Source organism: Spongiactinospora rosea, from assembly GCF_003315795.1.
GTDB classification, from domain to species: Bacteria; Actinomycetota; Actinomycetes; order Streptosporangiales; family Streptosporangiaceae; genus Spongiactinospora; species Spongiactinospora rosea.
Map to the genome: position 1 here is coordinate 217203 of NZ_QMEY01000013.1, position 17435 is coordinate 234637.

Sequence of the window (17435 nt, forward strand, 5' to 3'; positions counted from 1 at the left end):
CCGGGAGTCTGTGTGTTCGGGTGTTGCCGTCTTCGGGTGTTGCCGGGCTCTCGCTCAGGGTCCTCCTCAACGGTCCGGTAGGCCAGAGACCGGCATTTCGGTCGGTATCTCGCTGGGCTCGGTCGGCACCGGGATCGTGCCCTCGCCGGTCTCGGGACCCGCGGTCGCGGAGCCCTCCATGTCCATCCCGGGAAAGCCGATCGCCGACAGGAAGAACGCCTCCCAGCGGACGCTCACCCCCACCGTCACGGTGGTCAGGTCGCCCGCCGGCTCGCAGCGGGTCCGCCGGATGGCGTCGTCGCCGTGCGCCGTCACGATCTCGTCGGCCTCGGCGCACACCGCGCCCTCGTCGTCCTTCAGCCTGGCCTGGCCGGTCGTGCGCAGGTGGTCGTCGTCGATGACGTCGGCGGCGGCCCTGGCCGCCTGTTCGGCCACGTCGTTGGCGCGCAGCCTGGCGTTGATCGCGGCGCCGCCGTCCACGAGCATCCCGGCCAGCAGGAAGACCACGACGGAGAACACCACCACGAAGATCGACATCGAGCCGCGGTCCCGCCGGGCCCGTGCCGCGGCGGCCCCGCTCATTCGAACCTCCGGTAGCGCTCCAGGGGGACCACGGCGACGCCGGTCATGGTCTTGGCCGCGCCGAACCCGAGGAACGACAGGTCCAGTTCGCAGGTCACCTCGGCCCTGACCTCACCCGCCTGGGGCTCCCCCGCGCCCTCGCCCTCGTCCCGGCGGATCTCCAGGCCGACCTGCGGGCCGGAGCACTGGCCTTCCAGCACGGCGGTCACGGCCTCGGTGGCGGCGGACTGCGCCGCCCCGTCGTCGCGCTGCACGGACGCGGCCCGCGCGGCGTCCCTGGCCGCGCCGTTGACCTCGCCCTGGGCCTCCACGAGCCGCCCCGCCCCGGCCAGGAACAGCAGGAACAGCAACAGGACCGGGGCCAGCAGCACGGCCTCGGCCGACATGGAGCCCCGCTCGCGCCCGGGGCGGTTCATTCCTCGCAGCCCTCCGAACCGTCGTCGGGCCGGAAGCACTCCACCGGCCCGCCGAACCTGGCGGTGACCGTGAACGTCAGTTCCGGCAGCAGCGGCACCACCTGCACGGCGGTACCGGTGACCTGCACGCCGCGCTGGTCGCCCTCCTCCCAGGGCTCCGCCTTGCTGTTCTTCAGCAGTTCGGGCCCGACCGTGTTCACGACCTCCTCGGCCCGCTGCCGGGCCCGCCCGTCCCAGTCGGTGGAGTCCCAGCCGGCCGAGCGGGCGATCCGCGCGCCCTCGCGAGCCGCGGCGTCGGCTATCTGCCGCCCGTGCACCCAGAGCGTCACCTGCACCACGAGCAGGATCAGCGCCAGCACGATCGGCATGATCAGGGCCAGCTCGATCACGGTCGCCCCGCGCTCGCGGCCCCGCGCCCGCTCCGGGGAGGCCGGGATCACGGCTGAACACCACCGTCCCCGCCGTCCCCGCCGCCGAACTTGTCCTGGATCTCGGACTGTTTCTCCTCGACGAGGGTCCGGATGAGGGTGGCCAGGCCGAGGGCGACGCCCGCGATGATCGCGGTGATGATCACCCATTCGACGGCGGAGGCCCCCTTGGTGGGAGCGGTGCGCGCGCGGTGGATCCGCACGTTGAGCATGGCGACCAGGTAGATGACCCACGGGTGATTGAGCATCGGCTAAGACCCCAACATCTTCATCGCTGCCGGATAACTGAGGAAGATCACGAAGCCCGCGCACAGCAGCAACTGGGCCACGAGCATGGACTGCGAGCGCTCCCCCGCCCGGCCCTCGATCTCGGCGAGCTCGCGCCGCCGGAGGGTCGCCGCGCGGGCGGTCAGTGAGGCGCGGACCTTCGCGCCGTCGTCGGCGACCAGGCCGAGCGCGGCCGACAGGTCGCGGAGTTCGTCCACGTCGATCTCGTCGCCGAGCTGGCCGAGGGCCTGCCAGGGGGTGATGCCGACGATCCGCGCGTTGGACAGGGCCTCGCGGATGCGGGACATCGCCCAGTTGGACTCGTCCGGGCCGCCGCTGACGGAGACCGACATCAGCAGGGCCTCCGGGACGCCCCGGCCGCCCGCGAGGTTCATCGACACCAGGTCCAGGAACGCGCCGACGACGTGCCGGAAGTCGCGCCGCCGGGTCGCCGCGTCCCGGCGGATCTGCAGGTCCGGGAGCATGAAGAAGACGACCGCGAAGGCCAGCGCCGACCACAGCGGGACGGTCGGCGAGGCCCCCCAGCCCATCACCGTCAGCCAGCCCCACAGGATCGGGAACGCCAGCAGCCCGGACACCGCGAGCAGCACCTTGGTGGCCAGGAAGCCCTCGAAGGACCGGCCGACCAGGGCGAGGTCGGCCTTGATGGAGCGGGCCTCCCAGCCGCGGGCGGCGTAGAAGCGGGCCACCCGCTCGCCGAGGGTGCGGCGGAAGGCGCTGACCTCCTCGTCGGGCAGTACGAGCTGCATGCGCGGCGAGTCGCCGTCCTGCCTGGCCGCGTCGAGGGCGAGCAGCCGGGCGACCAGGCCGGGCCTGGCCGGGAACAGCGCCCGCAGCAGCAGGAACAGCCCGAGCCCGAGGACCCCGCCCGCCATCAGCGTCTCAGTCATCGCCGCCTCCCTTGCGCACGCCGCCCGTGGCGGCGGCGACCTGCCCGTTGGCGCCCGCCTGCCCGCCGCCCGGCGGGGTCGCGGCGGAGCCCGGCAGGCCCGCCCGCAGCAGCCTGCTCGGCTTGTCGAACCTGGCCAGCCGCCGCATCCAGGCGAACCCCGCGCCGAACAGCCCGGCCACCACCACGAGCACCGCCTGGCCGAGCGTGTCGTCGTACTCGGCCACGTAGGTCGGGTTCCAGACCACCAGCAGGGCGGCGAAGCCGACCGCCGTGCCGACGACGATCTGCACGCTGCGGCGGGTGGCGCGGCGCTCGGACTCCACCCGGCGGCGCATGTCCAGCTCCTCGCGGGCCGACACGGCGAGCGCGCCGAGAACGTCGCGCAGGCCGGGGCCGCGCAGCCGGGCGTTCAGGATGAGCGCGGCGATCACCAGGTCGGCGGAGGGGTCGTTCAGCTCGTCGGCGAACAGCCGCAGCGCGTCGGGCAGCGCCATCCGGGTGTGCAGGCGGTCCACCATCGCTCGCAGGTGCGGGCGCAGGGTCGGGGCGGCGGCCCTGATCGACGCCGGGATGGCCTGCTCCAGGCCGGAGGCCCCGGCGATGGTGTCGCGCAGCGATTCGGTCCAGGCGGCCAGGCCCTCCAGGCGGCGCATCGCGGCGCGTTCCTCGCCCGCGCCGCCGGACAGGCCGCGCCAGGCCAGTACCAGCAGCACCGCGCCGCCCGCCATCACCGGCCAGCCGGTGACCATCAGGACCGCCGCGCCGCTGATCGCGGCGATGGCGGTGCGGGTGGAAAGGACGCGCAGCAGTTCCTTACGCCGGGCGCTCTTGTCCGGCACCGGCGGGCGGGGGCGCATGCCGTAGATGGACAGGCCGAGCAGGAACAGGCCGCCACCGATGGCCGCGCCCGCCAGCAGTACGAGCGGGTCGAGCAGACCGGACGACGGCGTCATCCCCACCCCCCCGGCACGTATCCGTGCGGGACCAGCTCGTCCAGGCAGGACAGCGGGGCGTGCGGGACGGCCAGGCCGTCGGGCGAGGGGCGGAACACCTCCGACGACAGGACCCGCCCGTCGCAGCCGGTCACCTCGCGCACGCTGGAGACGAAACGGCGCAGCCGGCCGCCCCGGGCGTAGTCATTGTGCTTCTCGATGAAGACGACGAAGTCGATGGCGCCGGCGATGAGCATGTGGGTGGCCTCGATCGGCAGCCGCTCGGTGGCCTGGAGGGCGTAGGTGGCGACGCGGTTGAAGACCTCCATGCTGGAGTTGGCGTGGATGGTGGACAGCGAACCGTCGTTGCCCTGGGTCATCGCGTTGAGCATGGTGACGATCTCGTCGCCGAGGACCTCGCCGACGATCACCCGGCTGGGGTTCATGCGCAGGCTGCGGCGGACCAGCTCGGCCATGGTGATCTCGCCCTGGCCCTCGGAGTTGGGCAGCCGCTGCTCGAAGGCGACGACGTTGGGGTGCAGCTCGGGGAACTGGTCCAGGCCCAGCTCCAGCGCGCGCTCGACGGTGATCAGGCGTTCGTGCACGGGGATCTCGTTGGCCAGGGCGCGCAGCAGGGTGGTCTTGCCCGCGTTGGTGGACCCGGCGATCATGATGTTCTTCCGCGCGCCGACGGCGGCGGCCAGGAACCTGCCCACCTCGGGGGTGAGCGTGCCGTTGCCGACCAGGTCGCTGAGGAAGACCTTGCCGAGGCGGGCGCGGCGGATGGACACGGCGGGGCGTACGGTGACGTCCATCACGGCCGAGAGCCGCGAGCCGTCGGGCAGGCGCAGGTCGAGCTGGGGGTTGGCGGTGTCGAAGGGGCGGCTGGACAGGCCGCTGTAGGCGGCGAGGATCTGGATCAGCTCGATCAGCTCCTCGTCGGACTCGGCGACGGGCTCCTGCATCTCCTCGCGGCCGTCGGCGTATCCGACGAAGACGCGGTCGCAGCCGTTGATGTCGATGTTCTCGACGTCGAGGTCGTCGAGCAGCGGCTGGAGGCGGCCGACGCCGAACAGCGCGGCGTGGATGCCGGCGGCCAGCGCCTCCTCCTCCTCGGCGGTCGGCGGCACCCGGCCCACGCCGATCTCGCCCCTGGCGTACTCCTCCAGGACCTGCGCGATCAACGCCCGCGCGAACTGCCGCTCGTCCTCCCCGCTCATCGGCGGCAACCCGGACGCCTGATCCAGCCGCCGCTGATGCGCCAGCCGATCCCCGACCTCCTGCCGGAACCGCTTCACCAGGGAATGATCAGTGCTCATTGCACTCGCTCCGCTCGCGCGGGGCCCGGGCGCCTTGAAGGTCGCGCCCTCCGCTCCTCGCTCCCTCGCTCGTTCCTCGCTCGATCGCTCGTCGCTGCGGACACGACCGCGCCCGGGCCCGTGCGTGGTTGCGGTGAGTGCGTCCCGGGACAAGCTGATAGCGCTCGCTTCGCTCGCGCGGGGCCCCCTCGCACACTGCTTCGGGGGTCAGTGTTGTGGCTCATGGAGGGGGCTCCGGGGGGCGGTGTGGGTGGCGAGGCGGGTGGCGAGTTCGCGGGCGGTGCGGATGAGGAGGGAGCGGTCCAGGCGGCCGCCCCATTGGCCGCGGAGGAGTTCGGCGCCCTTGGGGTCGTGGGCGAGGCCGCCGACGAAGGCGACCTCGCGGCCGGTGGCGGTGACGATGCGGCGGACCTCCTCGATGGAGGAGCGGTACTGGCGGGGGTCGGCGATCACGACCACGCCGAGCTGGGGGCCCTTGGGGAGTACGGCCAGGCGTTCGCGCAGGTGGGCGACGTGGTCGAGGCTGGCCCTGGCGAACAGCACGGCCAGCTCCGCCTCGGTGATCAGGTCGTTGATCTCGGGGTGCGCGCCCAGCCGGCCGCAGTCGGCGAGCACGTCGGCCCCCGGGACGGACGCGAACGTACGGCCGAGCGGGCCCCACAGCCAGGTCAGGCCCGCCGCCTGCTCGCCGTGGGTGAGGCCGGTCAGTACGTCGAGGCCGCCGACGATCTTCTGGGAGTGCTCCTGGACCTGCTGGACGGTCAGCCCCCTGCGGGCGGTGGCGCCCAGCGAGAGCAGGCCCCTGGCCGGGTTGAGCACCCCGCCGTCGGCGGCCGGGAGCCGGTAGGCGAGGTCGCCGCCCGCCGGGTCGCACTCGGCGAGCAGCACCGAGCGGGGCCAGACCGCGCCGAGCGCCGTGGCCGCCGTGGTGACGCCCGGCGCGCCCTTGTCGGCGGCGAGGACGATGAGCGCCATGTCAGTGCGCTCCCGGCAGTTCGGCGATGGCGATCTCGCCGATCGTGGCGTACCCGGCCACGGTGGGCGAAAGCTCGCTGTTGACGATCACCGTGACCTGCCCGCTGGACCCGCTCCTGCCCGCGGCCCCGACGCTGTCCACCAGCGCGCTCTGCGCCAGTACCTCGGGCTCGGCGTCGCCCGCCCGCCCCGGTACGTGGATGATTTGGACCCGGTCTCCGGCCTTGACCCCCGAGGGGAGCTGCCCGGCCTTGAGGGACAGGCCGACCCTGGCCTTGCCGGGGCCGAGTTCCTGGCTGGCGGTGACGACCATCTGCTCGGTGAGCAGGGTGCCGGGCAGCAGGGTGACCTTGGCGAAGGTCTTGGTGACCTGCTGGCGGTGCACCCAGGCGACGTAGCCGATGCCGGTGTTGGCGATCTGCACCTCTTCCATGGCACTGATCGGGATCGCCTGGCCCGCGCCGACCTGCTGGGAGATCCGGATGGCCGAGACCCGGTCGCCGCTGCGCATCACCAGCAGCGTGGTGGCGAGGGCCCCGCCCAGGATGAGCAGGACGGCCACGGCGGCGAGGGCGGGACGGCGCTCGCGCGGCGGGACGGGCAGCTTGCGGGAGGCGGGGCCGGACAGGGTGCCCTGAGCACCCGCGGCGACCGTGTTACGGCTGTCGCGGGCGGGCGTCTCACTGATCCTCATGGGTCGGGGGCTCCCAGGAGTCGGTGGATCCGCCCACGCGCTGGAGCGAGGGCTGCGATCACGATATCGGCCGGACGTGAACAACGGAATTCACGTCATTATGTGCGTCGCGACGATGACCGTAGGAGGTTATACGCAGACCCATGCTCGTTTCATCAAGCTGACCATGTCAACACCGGAGGAGCAAGACCCGTTCGTTAAGACGCTGGATTCGGGAGGGATTACCTGGTAATGCGGATGGAATTTAACTTCAGTAACAGACGCACCATAAATCCCACTGGTCGGACTCGGACACTCAGACGAACCAGGCGATTGGCACGAACCCCATCGCAACGGAGCCTCCGCCTGGTTACGTTGAAACGCGGAGCACACCAAGGAGTCCCGATATGCGGATCATGCTCACTCTGGTGGGCGAGCACGGTGGTCGTGACGTCGTCATCGAAGGCGACGAGGGCACCACGGTCGCCGCGGTGGCGGAGGCGCTCGGCGGCGCGACCGGCGAGCGGCTGGCCAAGGTGGTCCGCCTGTCGCGGGCGCGCGCGCCGTACGGGATGGACCGGCGGTCCCTCATCCCGGCGCAACGGACACCCGAAACCACCGACGGCGTTCCGCGGCTCTGGCGTGGCGGGCGGCCACTGGACCCCGGGGCCGCGGCCGTCCGGGTGCTGCGCAACGGCGACCTGGTAACGCTCGACGCGCGGCTCGCCGGGGCCACGGTCACCGAGGAGCCCGGCGGGATCGTCGAACTGCGGGTGGTGGGCGGGCCCGCGGCGGGTTCGGTGCACCGGCTGGGGCTCGGCAGTCACGTGATCGGCTCGGCGGCGGCGTGCGCGGTCGCCGTGCCCGACCCGGCGCTGCCGCGGGAGGCGGTCCGGCTGCGGATCACCACCGAGGGCGTCACGGTCGAGCCGCCCGTCGTCACCGCCGCGCCGCCCGCGCCCAAGCGCCGCAGGCGGCGCAGGCGCAAGGGCGTCGTCGCGGAGATGCCCCTGCCCGGCCCTGAGATCGCCGTGGCGCAGCCGACGCCGGTGCTCGAAGGCAAGTACCTGGCCGAGGCCACCCCGTGGCCCTGGGGCGCTCTCATGGTCTGCGGCAGCTCGGCCTTCACCCTGACCGAGATCGAGCCGCCCGACGCCCACCTCGACTCGCGCGCCGACGGCGGCTTCGCCTACAACCGGCCGCCCCGGCTGGCCAGGCCCGACCGGGTGCGCCGGCTGGAGGTGCCCGCCGAGCCCAAGCGCAGCGACGGGGTCCGGTTACAGCTCCTCGCCGCCATGCTGCCCGCCGTACTCGGGCTGGCCCTGGCGTACTTCCTGCAGACCTGGTACTTTCTGCTGTTCGCCCTGATGACCCCGATGATCATGATCGGCCAGTGGTGGAGCGACAAGCGGCACGGGCGCAAGCAGTACCGGCAGGCCCTCAAGGAGTACAAACAGCGGATCGCCGCCTTCGAGCAGACCCTGGAGACCGCCAGGGCAGCCGACGAGGTCGCCCGCAGGGCGCTCGCCCCCGACCCCGCCGAGGTCCTGCTGACCGCGACCGGCCCGCGGCGGCGGCTGTGGGAGCGCCGCATCCACGACTCCGACGCGCTGCGGCTGCGCGTCGGCCTCGCCGACCTGCCCGCCGACCTGGAACTCGTGCCCGAGCGCAGCGCGTCCGCAGACGCCGTGCTGCCCGGCCCGCCGGTCTCGCGCGCGGTGCCCGTCGCCCTGGCCATGCGCCGCCTGGGCGTGGCCGGCATCACCGGCCCGCGCGCACAGGCCGCGGGCCTGGCCAGGTGGCTGGTCGGGCAGGCCGCCGCGCTGCACAGCCCGAGGGACCTCGCCGTGGTCGTGCTGTCCGCGCACGGCGACGGCGGCGACCACTGGAGCTGGGCCCGCTGGCTGCCGCACTGCGCCCCGCACGGCGGGGAGGACTGCGTGGCGCTGATCGGCGCCGACCCCGAGGCCGCCGCCCGGCGGGTCGCCGAGCTCGCCGCCCTGATCGACGAACGCCTCGGCGAGGAGGCCGCCTCCCCCGGCTTCGGCAAGGTCCCGACCGGCTGGGACGACCTGGGCTGGGGCGGCGAGCGCAAGTCGTCCGCCTGGGGGGCCACCGAGGAGCCCGCCTTCTCCTCCTACGACGATCGCCCCTACGACGTTCTGGTCGTGCTCGACGGGGCGCAGGTGCTGCGCGCACTGCCCGGCATGCCACAGGTCCTGCGCCAGGGCCCCCGGGCGGGCGTCTACACCCTGGCCCTGGACGAGGACCGGCGGCTGCTCCCCGAGGAGTGCGCCACGGTCGCCGACTGCGACACCGGCGGGCGGGTCCGCCTGCTCGGCGGCGGCCTCGACGCGCTCGGCGACATCCTGGCGGACCAGGTACCGGCCTCCTGGTGCGACCGGCTGGCCCGCGCGCTGGCCCCGATCCGCGACGTCAGCAGGGACGAGTCCGCCTCCGCGCTGCCCGACTCGGTCCGGCTGCTGGACCTGCTGAGCATGCCCGTCCCGTCGGTGACGGCCATCAGCGAACGCTGGAAGGGCGCGACCACCCGCGCGCAACTCGGCATCGGCCCGGACGGCCCCTTCGCCGTGGACCTGCGCCGCGACGGCCCGCACGCCCTGGTCGCGGGCACCACCGGCGCGGGCAAGTCCGAGCTGCTGCAGACGTTGATCTGCTCGCTGGCGGTGGCCAACCGGCCGGACGAGATGACGTTCGTGCTGATCGACTACAAGGGCGGCGCGGCGTTCAAGGAGTGCGTACGCCTGCCGCACACCGTCGGCATGGTCACCGACCTGGACGGTCACCTGACCAAACGGGCCCTGGCGTCGCTGGCCGCCGAGATCCGGCGCAGGGAACGCCTGCTGCTCGACGCCGGGGCCAAGGACATCGAGGACTACCAGGCCGAACAGGGTTCGCGCCCGGCGCTGCCCCGGCTGGTGCTGATCATCGACGAGTTCGCCGCGATGGTCACCGAGCTGCCCGACTTCGTGACCGGGCTGGTGGACATCGCCAGGCGCGGACGTTCGCTGGGCGTCCACCTGATCCTGGCCACCCAGCGGCCCGCGGGCGTGGTCACCGCCGACATCCAGGCCAACACCTCGCTGCGGATCGCGCTGCGGGTCACCGAGGGCGTGGAGTCCACCGACGTGATCGACCGGCCCGACGCGGCGCACATCTCCAAGTCCACGCCGGGCCGCTGCTACGTCAAGTCCGGGGTCGGCGCGGCCACCGCCGTGCAGGCCGCCAGGATCGGCGGACGCGCGGGCGGGCAGGGCGGCGGCGGCCGGGTCAGGGTGGCCGAACTCGGCTGGCGCGCGCTCGGCCACGCGCTGCCCGCCGCCGCGGCCGAGCAGCAGGAGACCAGCGCCGCGAGCGACCTGTCCACGCTCACCCAGGCCCTGATCGACACCGCCCGCGCGCTGAACGTCCCCGAGCAGCCCACACCGTGGCTGGACCCTCTTCCCGAGCGCGTCACCGTCACCGAGCTGGGATACGGCCGGGTGACCCCGGAGGGCAAGGAGGTGCCGCCGCTGGTGTTCGGGGTGACGGACGAGCCGTGGGCGCAGGGCCGCCGCGAGCTGGCGCTGGACCTGGTGAACGGCGGGCACCTGCTGCTCGCCGGGGCGGCCCGCAGCGGCCGTACGACGGCCCTGCGGACCATCGCCGGGGCGCTGGCCGGCGCCGCCTCGCCCGCCGACGTGCACCTGCACGCCATCGACTGCGGCTCCGGCGCGCTGCTCCCGCTGGTCGGCCTGCCGCACTGCGGCGCGGTCGTCACCCGCGACCAGCTCGACCGCGTCGAGCGGCTGCTGACCCGGCTGCGCGCCGAGGTGGGCCGCAGGCAGCAGCTCCTGGCCGCGGCCGGGTACGCCTCGCTCGCCGAGATGCGCGCCGCCGAACCCTCCGGCGCGGGCCCGGACGGCGAACGCCCCCCGTGGCTGGTGCTGATGCTCGACCGCTGGGAGGGGTTCGTGGCCGCGTTCGAGGGCTACGACTACGGGCGGCTGATCGACACGACCCTGCAGATCTTCCGGGAGGGGCCCGCGGTCGGCGTGCGGGCGGTGGTCACCGCCGACAGGTCCGGCCTGCTCGGCCAGGTCTCCACGGTCTTCGACGAGCGGCTGATCCTGCGCCTGGCCGACCCCGCCGACTACGGCCTCGCCGGACTGCCGCTGCGCGACCTGCCCTCCTCCATGCCGCCCGGCCGGGTGCTGGCGGTGAACGACCACGGGCTGGTGGAGAGCCAGATCGCGCTGCTGGCCGCCGAACCCTCCGGGCCCGCCCAGGTCGCCGCCCTCCAGGCACTGGCCCGCGAGCCGGTCTCGGCCTCCCCGCGCCCCGGGTGGGAGCGGCCGCTGCGCGTCGATCCGCTGCCGATGCGGATCACCGCCACCCAGGCGATGGAACTCGCCCCCGCCTTCGAGCCGCCGTCGCCGCTGTGGGCGCTGCTCGGCGTGGGCGGCGACGCGCTCGCCCCGCTCGGCGTCGATCTGGTCGGGCAGGGGCCGGGGGCGGTGATCGCCGGGCCGTCGCGGTCGGGGCGTTCGGCCGCGCTGCTGACCGCCGCCCGCTCACTGCTGGCGGCCGGTACGCCGGTCGCGGTGGTGACGCCGCGCAGGAGCCCGCTGCGCGACCTGTCCGGGCAAGACGGCGTGCTGGCCGTACTGGGCGCGGACGGCGACCTGCGGGCCGCGCTGACCGGGCACGACCGGTACGTCGTGCTGGTGGACGACGCCGAACTGATCTCGCCGGACTCCGTGCTCGGCGGGACCCTGGAAGAGGTGCTGCGGTCCGGCCGCGACGCCGAGCACGGCCTGATCATCGCCGGGCCCACCGGCGACCTGACCACCGCCTACCGCGGGTTCGTCGCCGAGGCGCGCAAGCCGCGCACCGGGCTGCTGCTGTCGGTGCAGAGCCCGGCCGACGGCGACCTGTTCACCGTACGGCTGCCGCGCGGCGCGGTGGGCGGCCCGCCCGGACGCGGGCTGCTGGTCACCCTGGGCACCGTCACGCCGGTCCAGGCGGCGCTGCCCGAGTGAAGGAGCCGGAAAAACGCGCGGGCGCATCCCTGCCGAATGCGCCCGCGCGTTTATACGCCTGCGGTCATTGGGTGGCGGACTCGATGTTGCCGCGGTAGGTGTTGATGACCCGCGACGCTTCCTGAAGCTCCTCGGCCATCCGCTGGAAGGCGGCACGGTAGTTCTGCCAGGAGTCGCGGAAACGCTCGGCTCCCGGTCCGGTCCAGGCGGTGCCGACCTTGGCGGCCTCGCGGTCCAGCGCGGCGGTGGTCGCACGCACCTGATCGGCCTGTTGCGTGAACTGAGTGGCCATCTGCTGCATTTCTGCGGGATTGCCACCGAGCAAGCTCTGGCTCATGCCGGTCTCCTTCTGGTTGACGTCACAAGGTCGCCAAGCGCCATCACGTTAGACGCAAGATTACGGCGAGAGAGCCGTTATGCCGAGTGGCTATCGAGAACTGGCACGAATCAAAGCGCAGATCCGGGCGCGAGGCCCGTGCTCGGAGCACAGTGCGCATTCACGCGGGGTCCCGCAATGCCGCCGGCCGAAGACGCCTAAACTCCGTGGGAAGGCCGAGTGCTCCGGTCCCCCCGGGAGCGATGGGCGGCCGTGTGAGGAAGGAACGACGTCTGTGCACAAGGTCCTGATCGCCAACCGTGGTGAGATCGCCGTCCGGATCGCGCGGGCGTGCCGCGACGCGGACTTGACCGGCGTCGCCGTCTACGCCGACGAAGACCTCGACGCCCTGCACGTCACCATGGCCGACGAGGCGTACGGGCTCGGCGGCTCCACTCCTGCCGACACCTACCTGAACATCGGCAAGCTGCTGGAGATCGCCAAGCGGAGCGGCGCCGACGCCGTCCACCCCGGCTACGGGTTCCTGGCCGAGAACGCCGACTTCGCCCAGGCCGTCATCGACGCCGGGCTCACCTGGATCGGCCCGCCGCCCGCCGCGATCACCGCGCTCGGCGACAAGGTCTCGGCCCGGCACATCGCCCAGCGCGCGGGCGCGCCGCTGGTCGCGGGCACCCCCGACCCGGTCGAGGGCGCGGCCGAGGTCACCGCGTTCGCCGAGGAGCACGGCCTGCCCATCGCGATCAAGGCCGCCTACGGCGGCGGCGGGCGCGGGCTGAAGGTCGCCCGCACCATCGAGGAGATCCCCGCGCTGTTCGACAGCGCGGTCCGCGAGGCGGTCACCGCCTTCGGCCGCGGCGAGTGCTTCGTCGAGCGCTACCTGGACCGCCCCCGGCACGTCGAGACCCAGTGCCTGGCCGACGCCCACGGCAACGTCGTGGTGGTCTCCACCCGCGACTGCTCCCTCCAGCGCCGCCACCAGAAGCTGGTCGAGGAGGCCCCCGCGCCCTTCCTCACCGACGAGCAGCGCGACCTGCTGTACCGCGCCTCCAAGGCGATCCTGCGCGAGGCGGGCTACGTCGGGGCGGGCACCTGTGAGTTCCTGGTCGGCGCCGACGGCACGGTGTCCTTCCTTGAGGTCAACACCCGCCTCCAGGTCGAGCACCCGGTCAGCGAGGAGGTCACCGGCATCGACCTGGTGCGGGAGATGTTCCGGATCGCGTCCGGCGAGCCGCTGGGCTACGACGACCCGCCGCTGCGCGGCCACTCCATCGAGTTCCGGATCAACGCCGAGGACCCCGGGCGCGGCTTCCTGCCCGCCCCCGGCACGATCACCGCGATGCGGCTCCCGTCGGGGCCGGGCGTGCGGCTCGACGCCGGTTACACGGCCGGGCAGACCGTCCCGCAGGCGTTCGACTCGCTGATCGCCAAGCTGATCGTCACCGGGGCCGACCGGCGGCAGGCCCTCGCGCGGGCCCGGCGGGCGCTGGCGGAGTACGACATCGAGGGCATGCCCACCGTGCTGCCCTTCCACCGCGCGGTGGTGGCCGACCCGGCGTTCACCGGCGAGCCGTTCACCATCCACACCGGATGGATCGAGAGCGGCTTCGACAACACCATCCCGCCCTACGCCGTCGCGGCGGCGACTCCGGGTGAGACGGCTACGGAGCGGGAGCGGATCACGGTCGAGGTCGGCGGCAAGCGCCTGGAGGTCGTGCTCCCCGCGGGGTTCGCCGCCAACGGGGCCGCCGCGGGCCGTGCTTCGGGAGCGCCCCCGCGCAGGCGCGCGGCCTCGGCCGCCAAGAAGGCCGCGGCGAGCGGCGACTCCCTGGTCAGCCCGATGCAGGGCACCATCGTCAAGGTGGTCGCCGACGACGGCGACACCGTGCGCGCCGGCGACGTCATCGTGGTGCTCGAAGCGATGAAGATGGAACAACCGCTCACCGCGCACAAGGACGGCACCGTCTCCGGGCTGAGCGCCGCCGTCGGCCAGACGGTCAACTCCGGCGCGGTCATCTGCGACATCAAAGAGTCGTAGCGGCTGTGGCCCTTGAGAAAGAGATACGGTCGAGTTGAGGGGACGAGGGAACTCCGCCGACCGCCCGTTCGTCCTTCCGGGCGAAGGAGGCTTGCTGCCGTGAATATGACCCAACCGGCCCGCCGCGCGGGCACAGCGCTCGCCGCGCTGCTCGCGGGGCTCTTCGCCCTGCTCGCGATGGCGCCCGCCGCGAGTGCGGCGGCACCGCCGGACGCGGCCACCGTTATCGCGTCCTGGCAGAACACCAGGGACAAGCTCTATGTGATGAGCGGCGCGTCGCTCACCTCCGCCCAGCAGTCCGAAGTGCGCACCGCGCTCGCGGACTCCAAGCACCCGATCTACCTGGCGGCGTTCCCCGACGGCACGCTGCCCAACGACCAGGTCAAGTCCTACATGACCACGCTCGGCCAGGCTCTCCAGGCGGAGGGCCGGGGCGCCGCCTCGCTCGCCGTGATCGACGGGCAGACCCTGTTCGCCACCTCCGGCATGGTCAACCAGCGGACCATGGCCCAGATCGCCAACCTGTCCGCGACGGGCAACACCGGCGATGTGGTCAACGTGGTGAAGGACTTCGTCAACCGCACCAACGCCGCAGTGAACGGCGACCGGAAGGGCGCGCTCGGCTCGGGCAGCAAGGCGGGCACGAGCGGCGGCGTCAGCTCCGGCGTGACCATCGCGCTGCTGGTGCTGCTCCTGGTGGGCGGCGGCGGCCTGTTCCTCTACTCGCGCAAGAAGCGGCAGCAGCGCGAGGCGCGTGAGGCCGCCGAGCTGGCCGCGGTCAAGCAGACCGTGGAGGAGGACGTCACCAAGTTCGGTGAGGAGATCACCGCGCTCGACACCGACGTCAAGATGCTCGGCGAGGGCGGCGGCCACCTCAACGAGTGGCAGGAGGCACTCGACTCCTACGAGAAGGCCAAGGTCGAGCTGGCCGCGGTCAAGCGGCCCGACGACGTGCGCGGGGTGACCTCCACGCTCCAGGACGGCCGCTACGCGCTGGCCGTGGTGAAGGCGCGGGTCAACCAGCAGCCGATCCCCGAGCGCCGGGCGCCGTGCTTCTTCAACCCGCAGCACGGCCCGTCCGTCCGCGACGTGCGCTGGGCCCCGGCCGGCGGCGCGGTCCGCGACGTGCCCGCCTGCGCGGCCGACGCCCAGGCGGTGGAGAGCGGCTTCGACCCGCAGATGCGCGAGGTCATGGTCAACGGCCAGCGGCGGCCCTACTACGACGCGGGCCCGGCCTACCAGCCCTACGCCTACGGCTACTACGGCGGCTTCGGCGACGTGATGAGCATCATGCTCGTCGGCACCATGATGGGCAGCATGATGGGCGGCTGGGGCATGGGCGGCTACGGCATGGGTTATGAGCAGGGCATGGCCGACGCCGGTGGCGACATGGGCGGCATGGGCGGCGGAGACTGGGGCGGCGGCGGAGACGGCGGCGGCTTCGGTGACTTCGGCGGCGGAGACTTCGGCGGCGACTGGTAGTCCTCCCCTGCCTGAGAACGCGAAGACCCCGGTGGCCCAGGCCGCCGGGGTCTTCCCTTTGGTCTATGAGTCAGATGCCGCTGCTGGTCATCGGCTGCATCAGGCGGCGGGCGGCCTCGGTCACCGAACCGGACAGCGACGGGTAGACCGCGAACGTGTGGGCGAGCTGGTCGACCGTCAGCCGCTGCTGCACCGCCTCGGAGACGGCCAGGATCTGCTCGGACGCGCTCGGCGCGACGATGACCCCGCCCAGCACGATGCCGGTGTTGGGGCGGCAGAACAGCTTGACGAAGCCGTCGTTGAAGCCCTGCATCTTGGCCCGCGCGTTGGTGGCCAGCGGGAGCTTCACCACATTGGCGTCGATCTCGCCGGACTCGATCTGGCGCTGCGTCACCCCGACCGTGGCGATCTCCGGGTCGGTGAAGATGTTGGCCGCCACCGTGGCCATGCGCAGCGGCTGGACGGCCTCGCCCAGCGCGTGCCACACCGCGATCCGGCCCTGCATGGCCGCCACGGAGGCGAGCATCAGCACGCCGGTGCAGTCGCCCGCCGCGTAGACGCCGGGGGCGGAGGTGCGGGAGACCTTGTCCACCTGGATGAAGCCGTTGGCGTCGAGGGTGACGCCGGCCTCCTCAAGGCCGAGCCCCCGGGTGTTGGGGATCATGCCGACGGTCATCAGGCAGTGCGAGCCCTCGGCGGTGCGGCCGTCTTCGAGGGTGACCACCACGCCGTCGGCGGTGCGCTTGACCCCGGTCGCCCGGGACCGGCCCATGACGTTCATTCCGCGCCTGCGGTAGACCTCCTCCAGCACCTCGGCGCCGTCGGGGTCTTCGTTGGGCATCATCCGGTCGCGGCTGGAGACCAGCGTGACCTCAGAACCGAGCGAACGGTAGGCGCCGGCGAACTCCGCGCCGGTCACCCCCGAACCCACCACGATCAGGTGCTCGGGCAGCTCGGGCAGGTCGTAGATCTGCCGCCAGTCGAGAATGCGCTCGCCGTCGGGGCGGGCGGTGGGCAGCACCCGGGGCGTCGCGCCGGTCGCGACGATCACCACGTCGGCCTCGATCGTACGGTCACCGGCCCGCACCACCTGCGGATCGACCAGCCGCCCCTGAGCGGCGATCACCTCCACGCCCTCGGCCGCCATGCGCGCCGCGATGTCGGCGGACTGCGCCTGCGCCAGCTCCTTGACCCGTTTGTTGACCAGCGGCAGATCGACCTGCACGCCGCCGACCTCGCCGTCGCCGCCACCGGTGAAGTGGACCCCGAGCGAGGCGGCGTCGAGCAGCGCCTGTTTGCGGACGGAAGTGGCGATCAGGGTCTTGGACGGCACGCAGTCGGTGAGCACGCAGTGCCCGCCGATGCCGTCCTTCTCCACCACCGTGACCTCCGCGCCCAGTTGCGCGGCGACCAGGGCCGCCTCGTAACCGCCGGGGCCGCCGCCTATGATCACGATCCTCGTCACGTACACCATTGTCCCGTATCCCAGGAGTGCGCATCGATGCGGGCACGAAGGCACGAACCACCGGTCCCCCGTCGCATGAGCCACCGGAGTGCGATCTTGGATTACTCTTGGGTGCCGTGCCTGTTTACGCGGCCTACGGCAGCAACATGGACCCGGCGCAGATGGCTCAGCGGGCTCCTCACTCCCCGATGCGGGGCACGGGCTGGCTGCAGGGCTGGCGTCTGACCTTCGGCGGGGCGGACGTCGGCTGGGAGGGCGCGCTCGCCACCATCGTCGAAGACGCCGGCGAACACGTCTTCGTCGTCCTCTACGACGTCCCCGAGTGGGACGAGCAGACCCTCGACCACTGGGAGGGCGCCTCCCTCGGCCTGTATCGGCGGGTGCGCCTTCGGGTGCAGACGCTGGAGGGCGAGGTGGTGGCGTGGTTCCATGTGCTGGACGACTACGAGGGCGGCCTGCCCGCCGCCCGCTACCTCGGCATCATCTCCGACGCCGCGGAGAAGGCGGGCGCCCCCGACGACTACGTCAAGGAGCTGCGCAGCCGTCCCTGCACCTCGCTGGGGAGCTGA

Annotated in this window: 15 protein-coding genes; 4 read left to right on the plus strand and 11 right to left on the minus strand. The window is 72.9% G+C overall.

Annotation, left to right across the window (positions count from 1 at the left end; all coding sequences use genetic code 11):
• Window positions 1-66 precede the first annotated feature (66 nt).
• From DP939_RS27180 to DP939_RS27220, 9 genes are all read right to left on the minus strand, one after another.
• Window positions 67-582: a pilus assembly protein TadG-related protein gene (locus DP939_RS27180; protein ID WP_225878524.1), complete on the minus strand. Its 516-nt coding sequence runs from the start codon at window positions 580-582 to the stop codon at window positions 67-69.
• The gene (locus DP939_RS27185; protein ID WP_225878525.1) at window positions 579-998 is read right to left on the minus strand and encodes a TadE/TadG family type IV pilus assembly protein; all 420 of its coding nucleotides are present in this window, start codon (window positions 996-998) and stop codon (window positions 579-581) included. Before DP939_RS27185 ends, DP939_RS27180 begins: the two co-directional genes overlap by 4 nt.
• A complete protein-coding gene (locus DP939_RS27190) occupies window positions 995-1438 on the minus strand; it encodes a TadE family protein (RefSeq protein ID WP_225878526.1) in 444 nt (147 codons plus the stop codon). The genes DP939_RS27185 and DP939_RS27190 overlap by 4 nt, the downstream gene beginning before the upstream one ends.
• Window positions 1435-1674, minus strand: a complete 240-nt coding sequence (locus tag DP939_RS27195; protein ID WP_113983607.1) for a hypothetical protein — start codon at window positions 1672-1674, stop codon at window positions 1435-1437. The genes DP939_RS27190 and DP939_RS27195 overlap by 4 nt, the downstream gene beginning before the upstream one ends.
• Before the next feature lie 3 nt (window positions 1675-1677).
• A complete protein-coding gene (locus DP939_RS27200; protein WP_113983608.1) occupies window positions 1678-2604 on the minus strand; it encodes a type II secretion system F family protein in 927 nt (308 codons plus the stop codon).
• Window positions 2597-3559, minus strand: coding sequence for a type II secretion system F family protein (locus tag DP939_RS27205; protein ID WP_113983647.1), 963 nt, complete (start codon window positions 3557-3559; stop codon window positions 2597-2599). The genes DP939_RS27200 and DP939_RS27205 overlap by 8 nt, the downstream gene beginning before the upstream one ends.
• The gene (locus tag DP939_RS27210; protein WP_113983609.1) at window positions 3556-4857 is read right to left on the minus strand and encodes a CpaF family protein; all 1302 of its coding nucleotides are present in this window, start codon (window positions 4855-4857) and stop codon (window positions 3556-3558) included. The genes DP939_RS27205 and DP939_RS27210 overlap by 4 nt, the downstream gene beginning before the upstream one ends.
• A gap of 207 nt (window positions 4858-5064) precedes the next feature.
• Window positions 5065-5832 carry a hypothetical protein gene (locus DP939_RS27215; protein ID WP_113983610.1) on the minus strand — a complete coding sequence of 256 codons (768 nt, stop codon included), beginning with the start codon at window positions 5830-5832 and terminating at the stop codon, window positions 5065-5067.
• Window position 5833: 1 nt separating this feature from the next.
• Window positions 5834-6526, minus strand: a complete 693-nt coding sequence (locus tag DP939_RS27220; protein ID WP_113983611.1) for a hypothetical protein — start codon at window positions 6524-6526, stop codon at window positions 5834-5836.
• 386 nt (window positions 6527-6912) lie between these two features.
• Here DP939_RS27220 and DP939_RS27225 point away from each other — a divergent pair, with 386 nt between their 5' ends.
• Window positions 6913-11547, plus strand: a complete 4635-nt coding sequence (locus DP939_RS27225; protein WP_113983612.1) for an FtsK/SpoIIIE domain-containing protein — start codon at window positions 6913-6915, stop codon at window positions 11545-11547.
• A 64-nt stretch (window positions 11548-11611) separates the two neighbouring features.
• Here DP939_RS27225 and DP939_RS27230 read toward each other — a convergent pair whose 3' ends face one another.
• Complete coding sequence (locus tag DP939_RS27230) at window positions 11612-11884, minus strand: WXG100 family type VII secretion target (protein ID WP_111169377.1); 273 nt, start codon at window positions 11882-11884, stop codon at window positions 11612-11614.
• 274 nt (window positions 11885-12158) lie between these two features.
• Here DP939_RS27230 and DP939_RS27235 point away from each other — a divergent pair, with 274 nt between their 5' ends.
• Together DP939_RS27235 and DP939_RS27240 are read left to right on the plus strand one after the other, a co-directional pair.
• Window positions 12159-13919, plus strand: coding sequence for an acetyl/propionyl/methylcrotonyl-CoA carboxylase subunit alpha (locus tag DP939_RS27235; protein WP_113983613.1), 1761 nt, complete (start codon window positions 12159-12161; stop codon window positions 13917-13919).
• A 105-nt stretch (window positions 13920-14024) separates the two neighbouring features.
• Complete coding sequence (locus DP939_RS27240; protein ID WP_113983614.1) at window positions 14025-15401, plus strand: hypothetical protein; 1377 nt, start codon at window positions 14025-14027, stop codon at window positions 15399-15401.
• Window positions 15402-15471: 70 nt separating this feature from the next.
• On the opposite strand, the gene DP939_RS27245 is transcribed toward DP939_RS27240, so the two are convergent.
• The gene (locus DP939_RS27245; RefSeq protein ID WP_113983648.1) at window positions 15472-16866 is read right to left on the minus strand and encodes an NAD(P)H-quinone dehydrogenase; all 1395 of its coding nucleotides are present in this window, start codon (window positions 16864-16866) and stop codon (window positions 15472-15474) included.
• A gap of 116 nt (window positions 16867-16982) precedes the next feature.
• On the opposite strand from DP939_RS27245, the gene DP939_RS27250 reads away from it, so the two are divergent.
• On the plus strand, window positions 16983-17435 hold the full coding sequence (locus DP939_RS27250; RefSeq protein WP_113983649.1) for a gamma-glutamylcyclotransferase: 453 nt from the start codon (window positions 16983-16985) through the stop codon (window positions 17433-17435).

Bases quoted from the DNA above. Each gene is read 5' to 3' on its own strand.
- DP939_RS27200 (WP_113983608.1), bottom strand. From the start codon at position 2,604: ATGACTGAGACGCTGATGGCGGGCGGGGTCCTCGGGCTCGGGCTGTTC.
- DP939_RS27205 (WP_113983647.1), bottom strand. From the start codon at position 3,559: ATGACGCCGTCGTCCGGTCTGCTCGACCCGCTCGTACTGCTGGCGGGC.
- DP939_RS27225 (WP_113983612.1), top strand. From the start codon at position 6,913: ATGCGGATCATGCTCACTCTGGTGGGCGAGCACGGTGGTCGTGACGTC.
- DP939_RS27240 (WP_113983614.1), top strand. From the start codon at position 14,025: ATGACCCAACCGGCCCGCCGCGCGGGCACAGCGCTCGCCGCGCTGCTC.
- DP939_RS27230 (WP_111169377.1), bottom strand. From the start codon at position 11,884: ATGAGCCAGAGCTTGCTCGGTGGCAATCCCGCAGAAATGCAGCAGATG.
- DP939_RS27215 (WP_113983610.1), bottom strand. From the start codon at position 5,832: ATGGCGCTCATCGTCCTCGCCGCCGACAAGGGCGCGCCGGGCGTCACC.
- DP939_RS27185 (WP_225878525.1), bottom strand. From the start codon at position 998: ATGAACCGCCCCGGGCGCGAGCGGGGCTCCATGTCGGCCGAGGCCGTG.
- DP939_RS27180 (WP_225878524.1), bottom strand. From the start codon at position 582: ATGAGCGGGGCCGCCGCGGCACGGGCCCGGCGGGACCGCGGCTCGATG.
- DP939_RS27210 (WP_113983609.1), bottom strand. From the start codon at position 4,857: ATGAGCACTGATCATTCCCTGGTGAAGCGGTTCCGGCAGGAGGTCGGG.
- DP939_RS27220 (WP_113983611.1), bottom strand. From the start codon at position 6,526: ATGAGGATCAGTGAGACGCCCGCCCGCGACAGCCGTAACACGGTCGCC.
- DP939_RS27195 (WP_113983607.1), bottom strand. From the start codon at position 1,674: ATGCTCAATCACCCGTGGGTCATCTACCTGGTCGCCATGCTCAACGTG.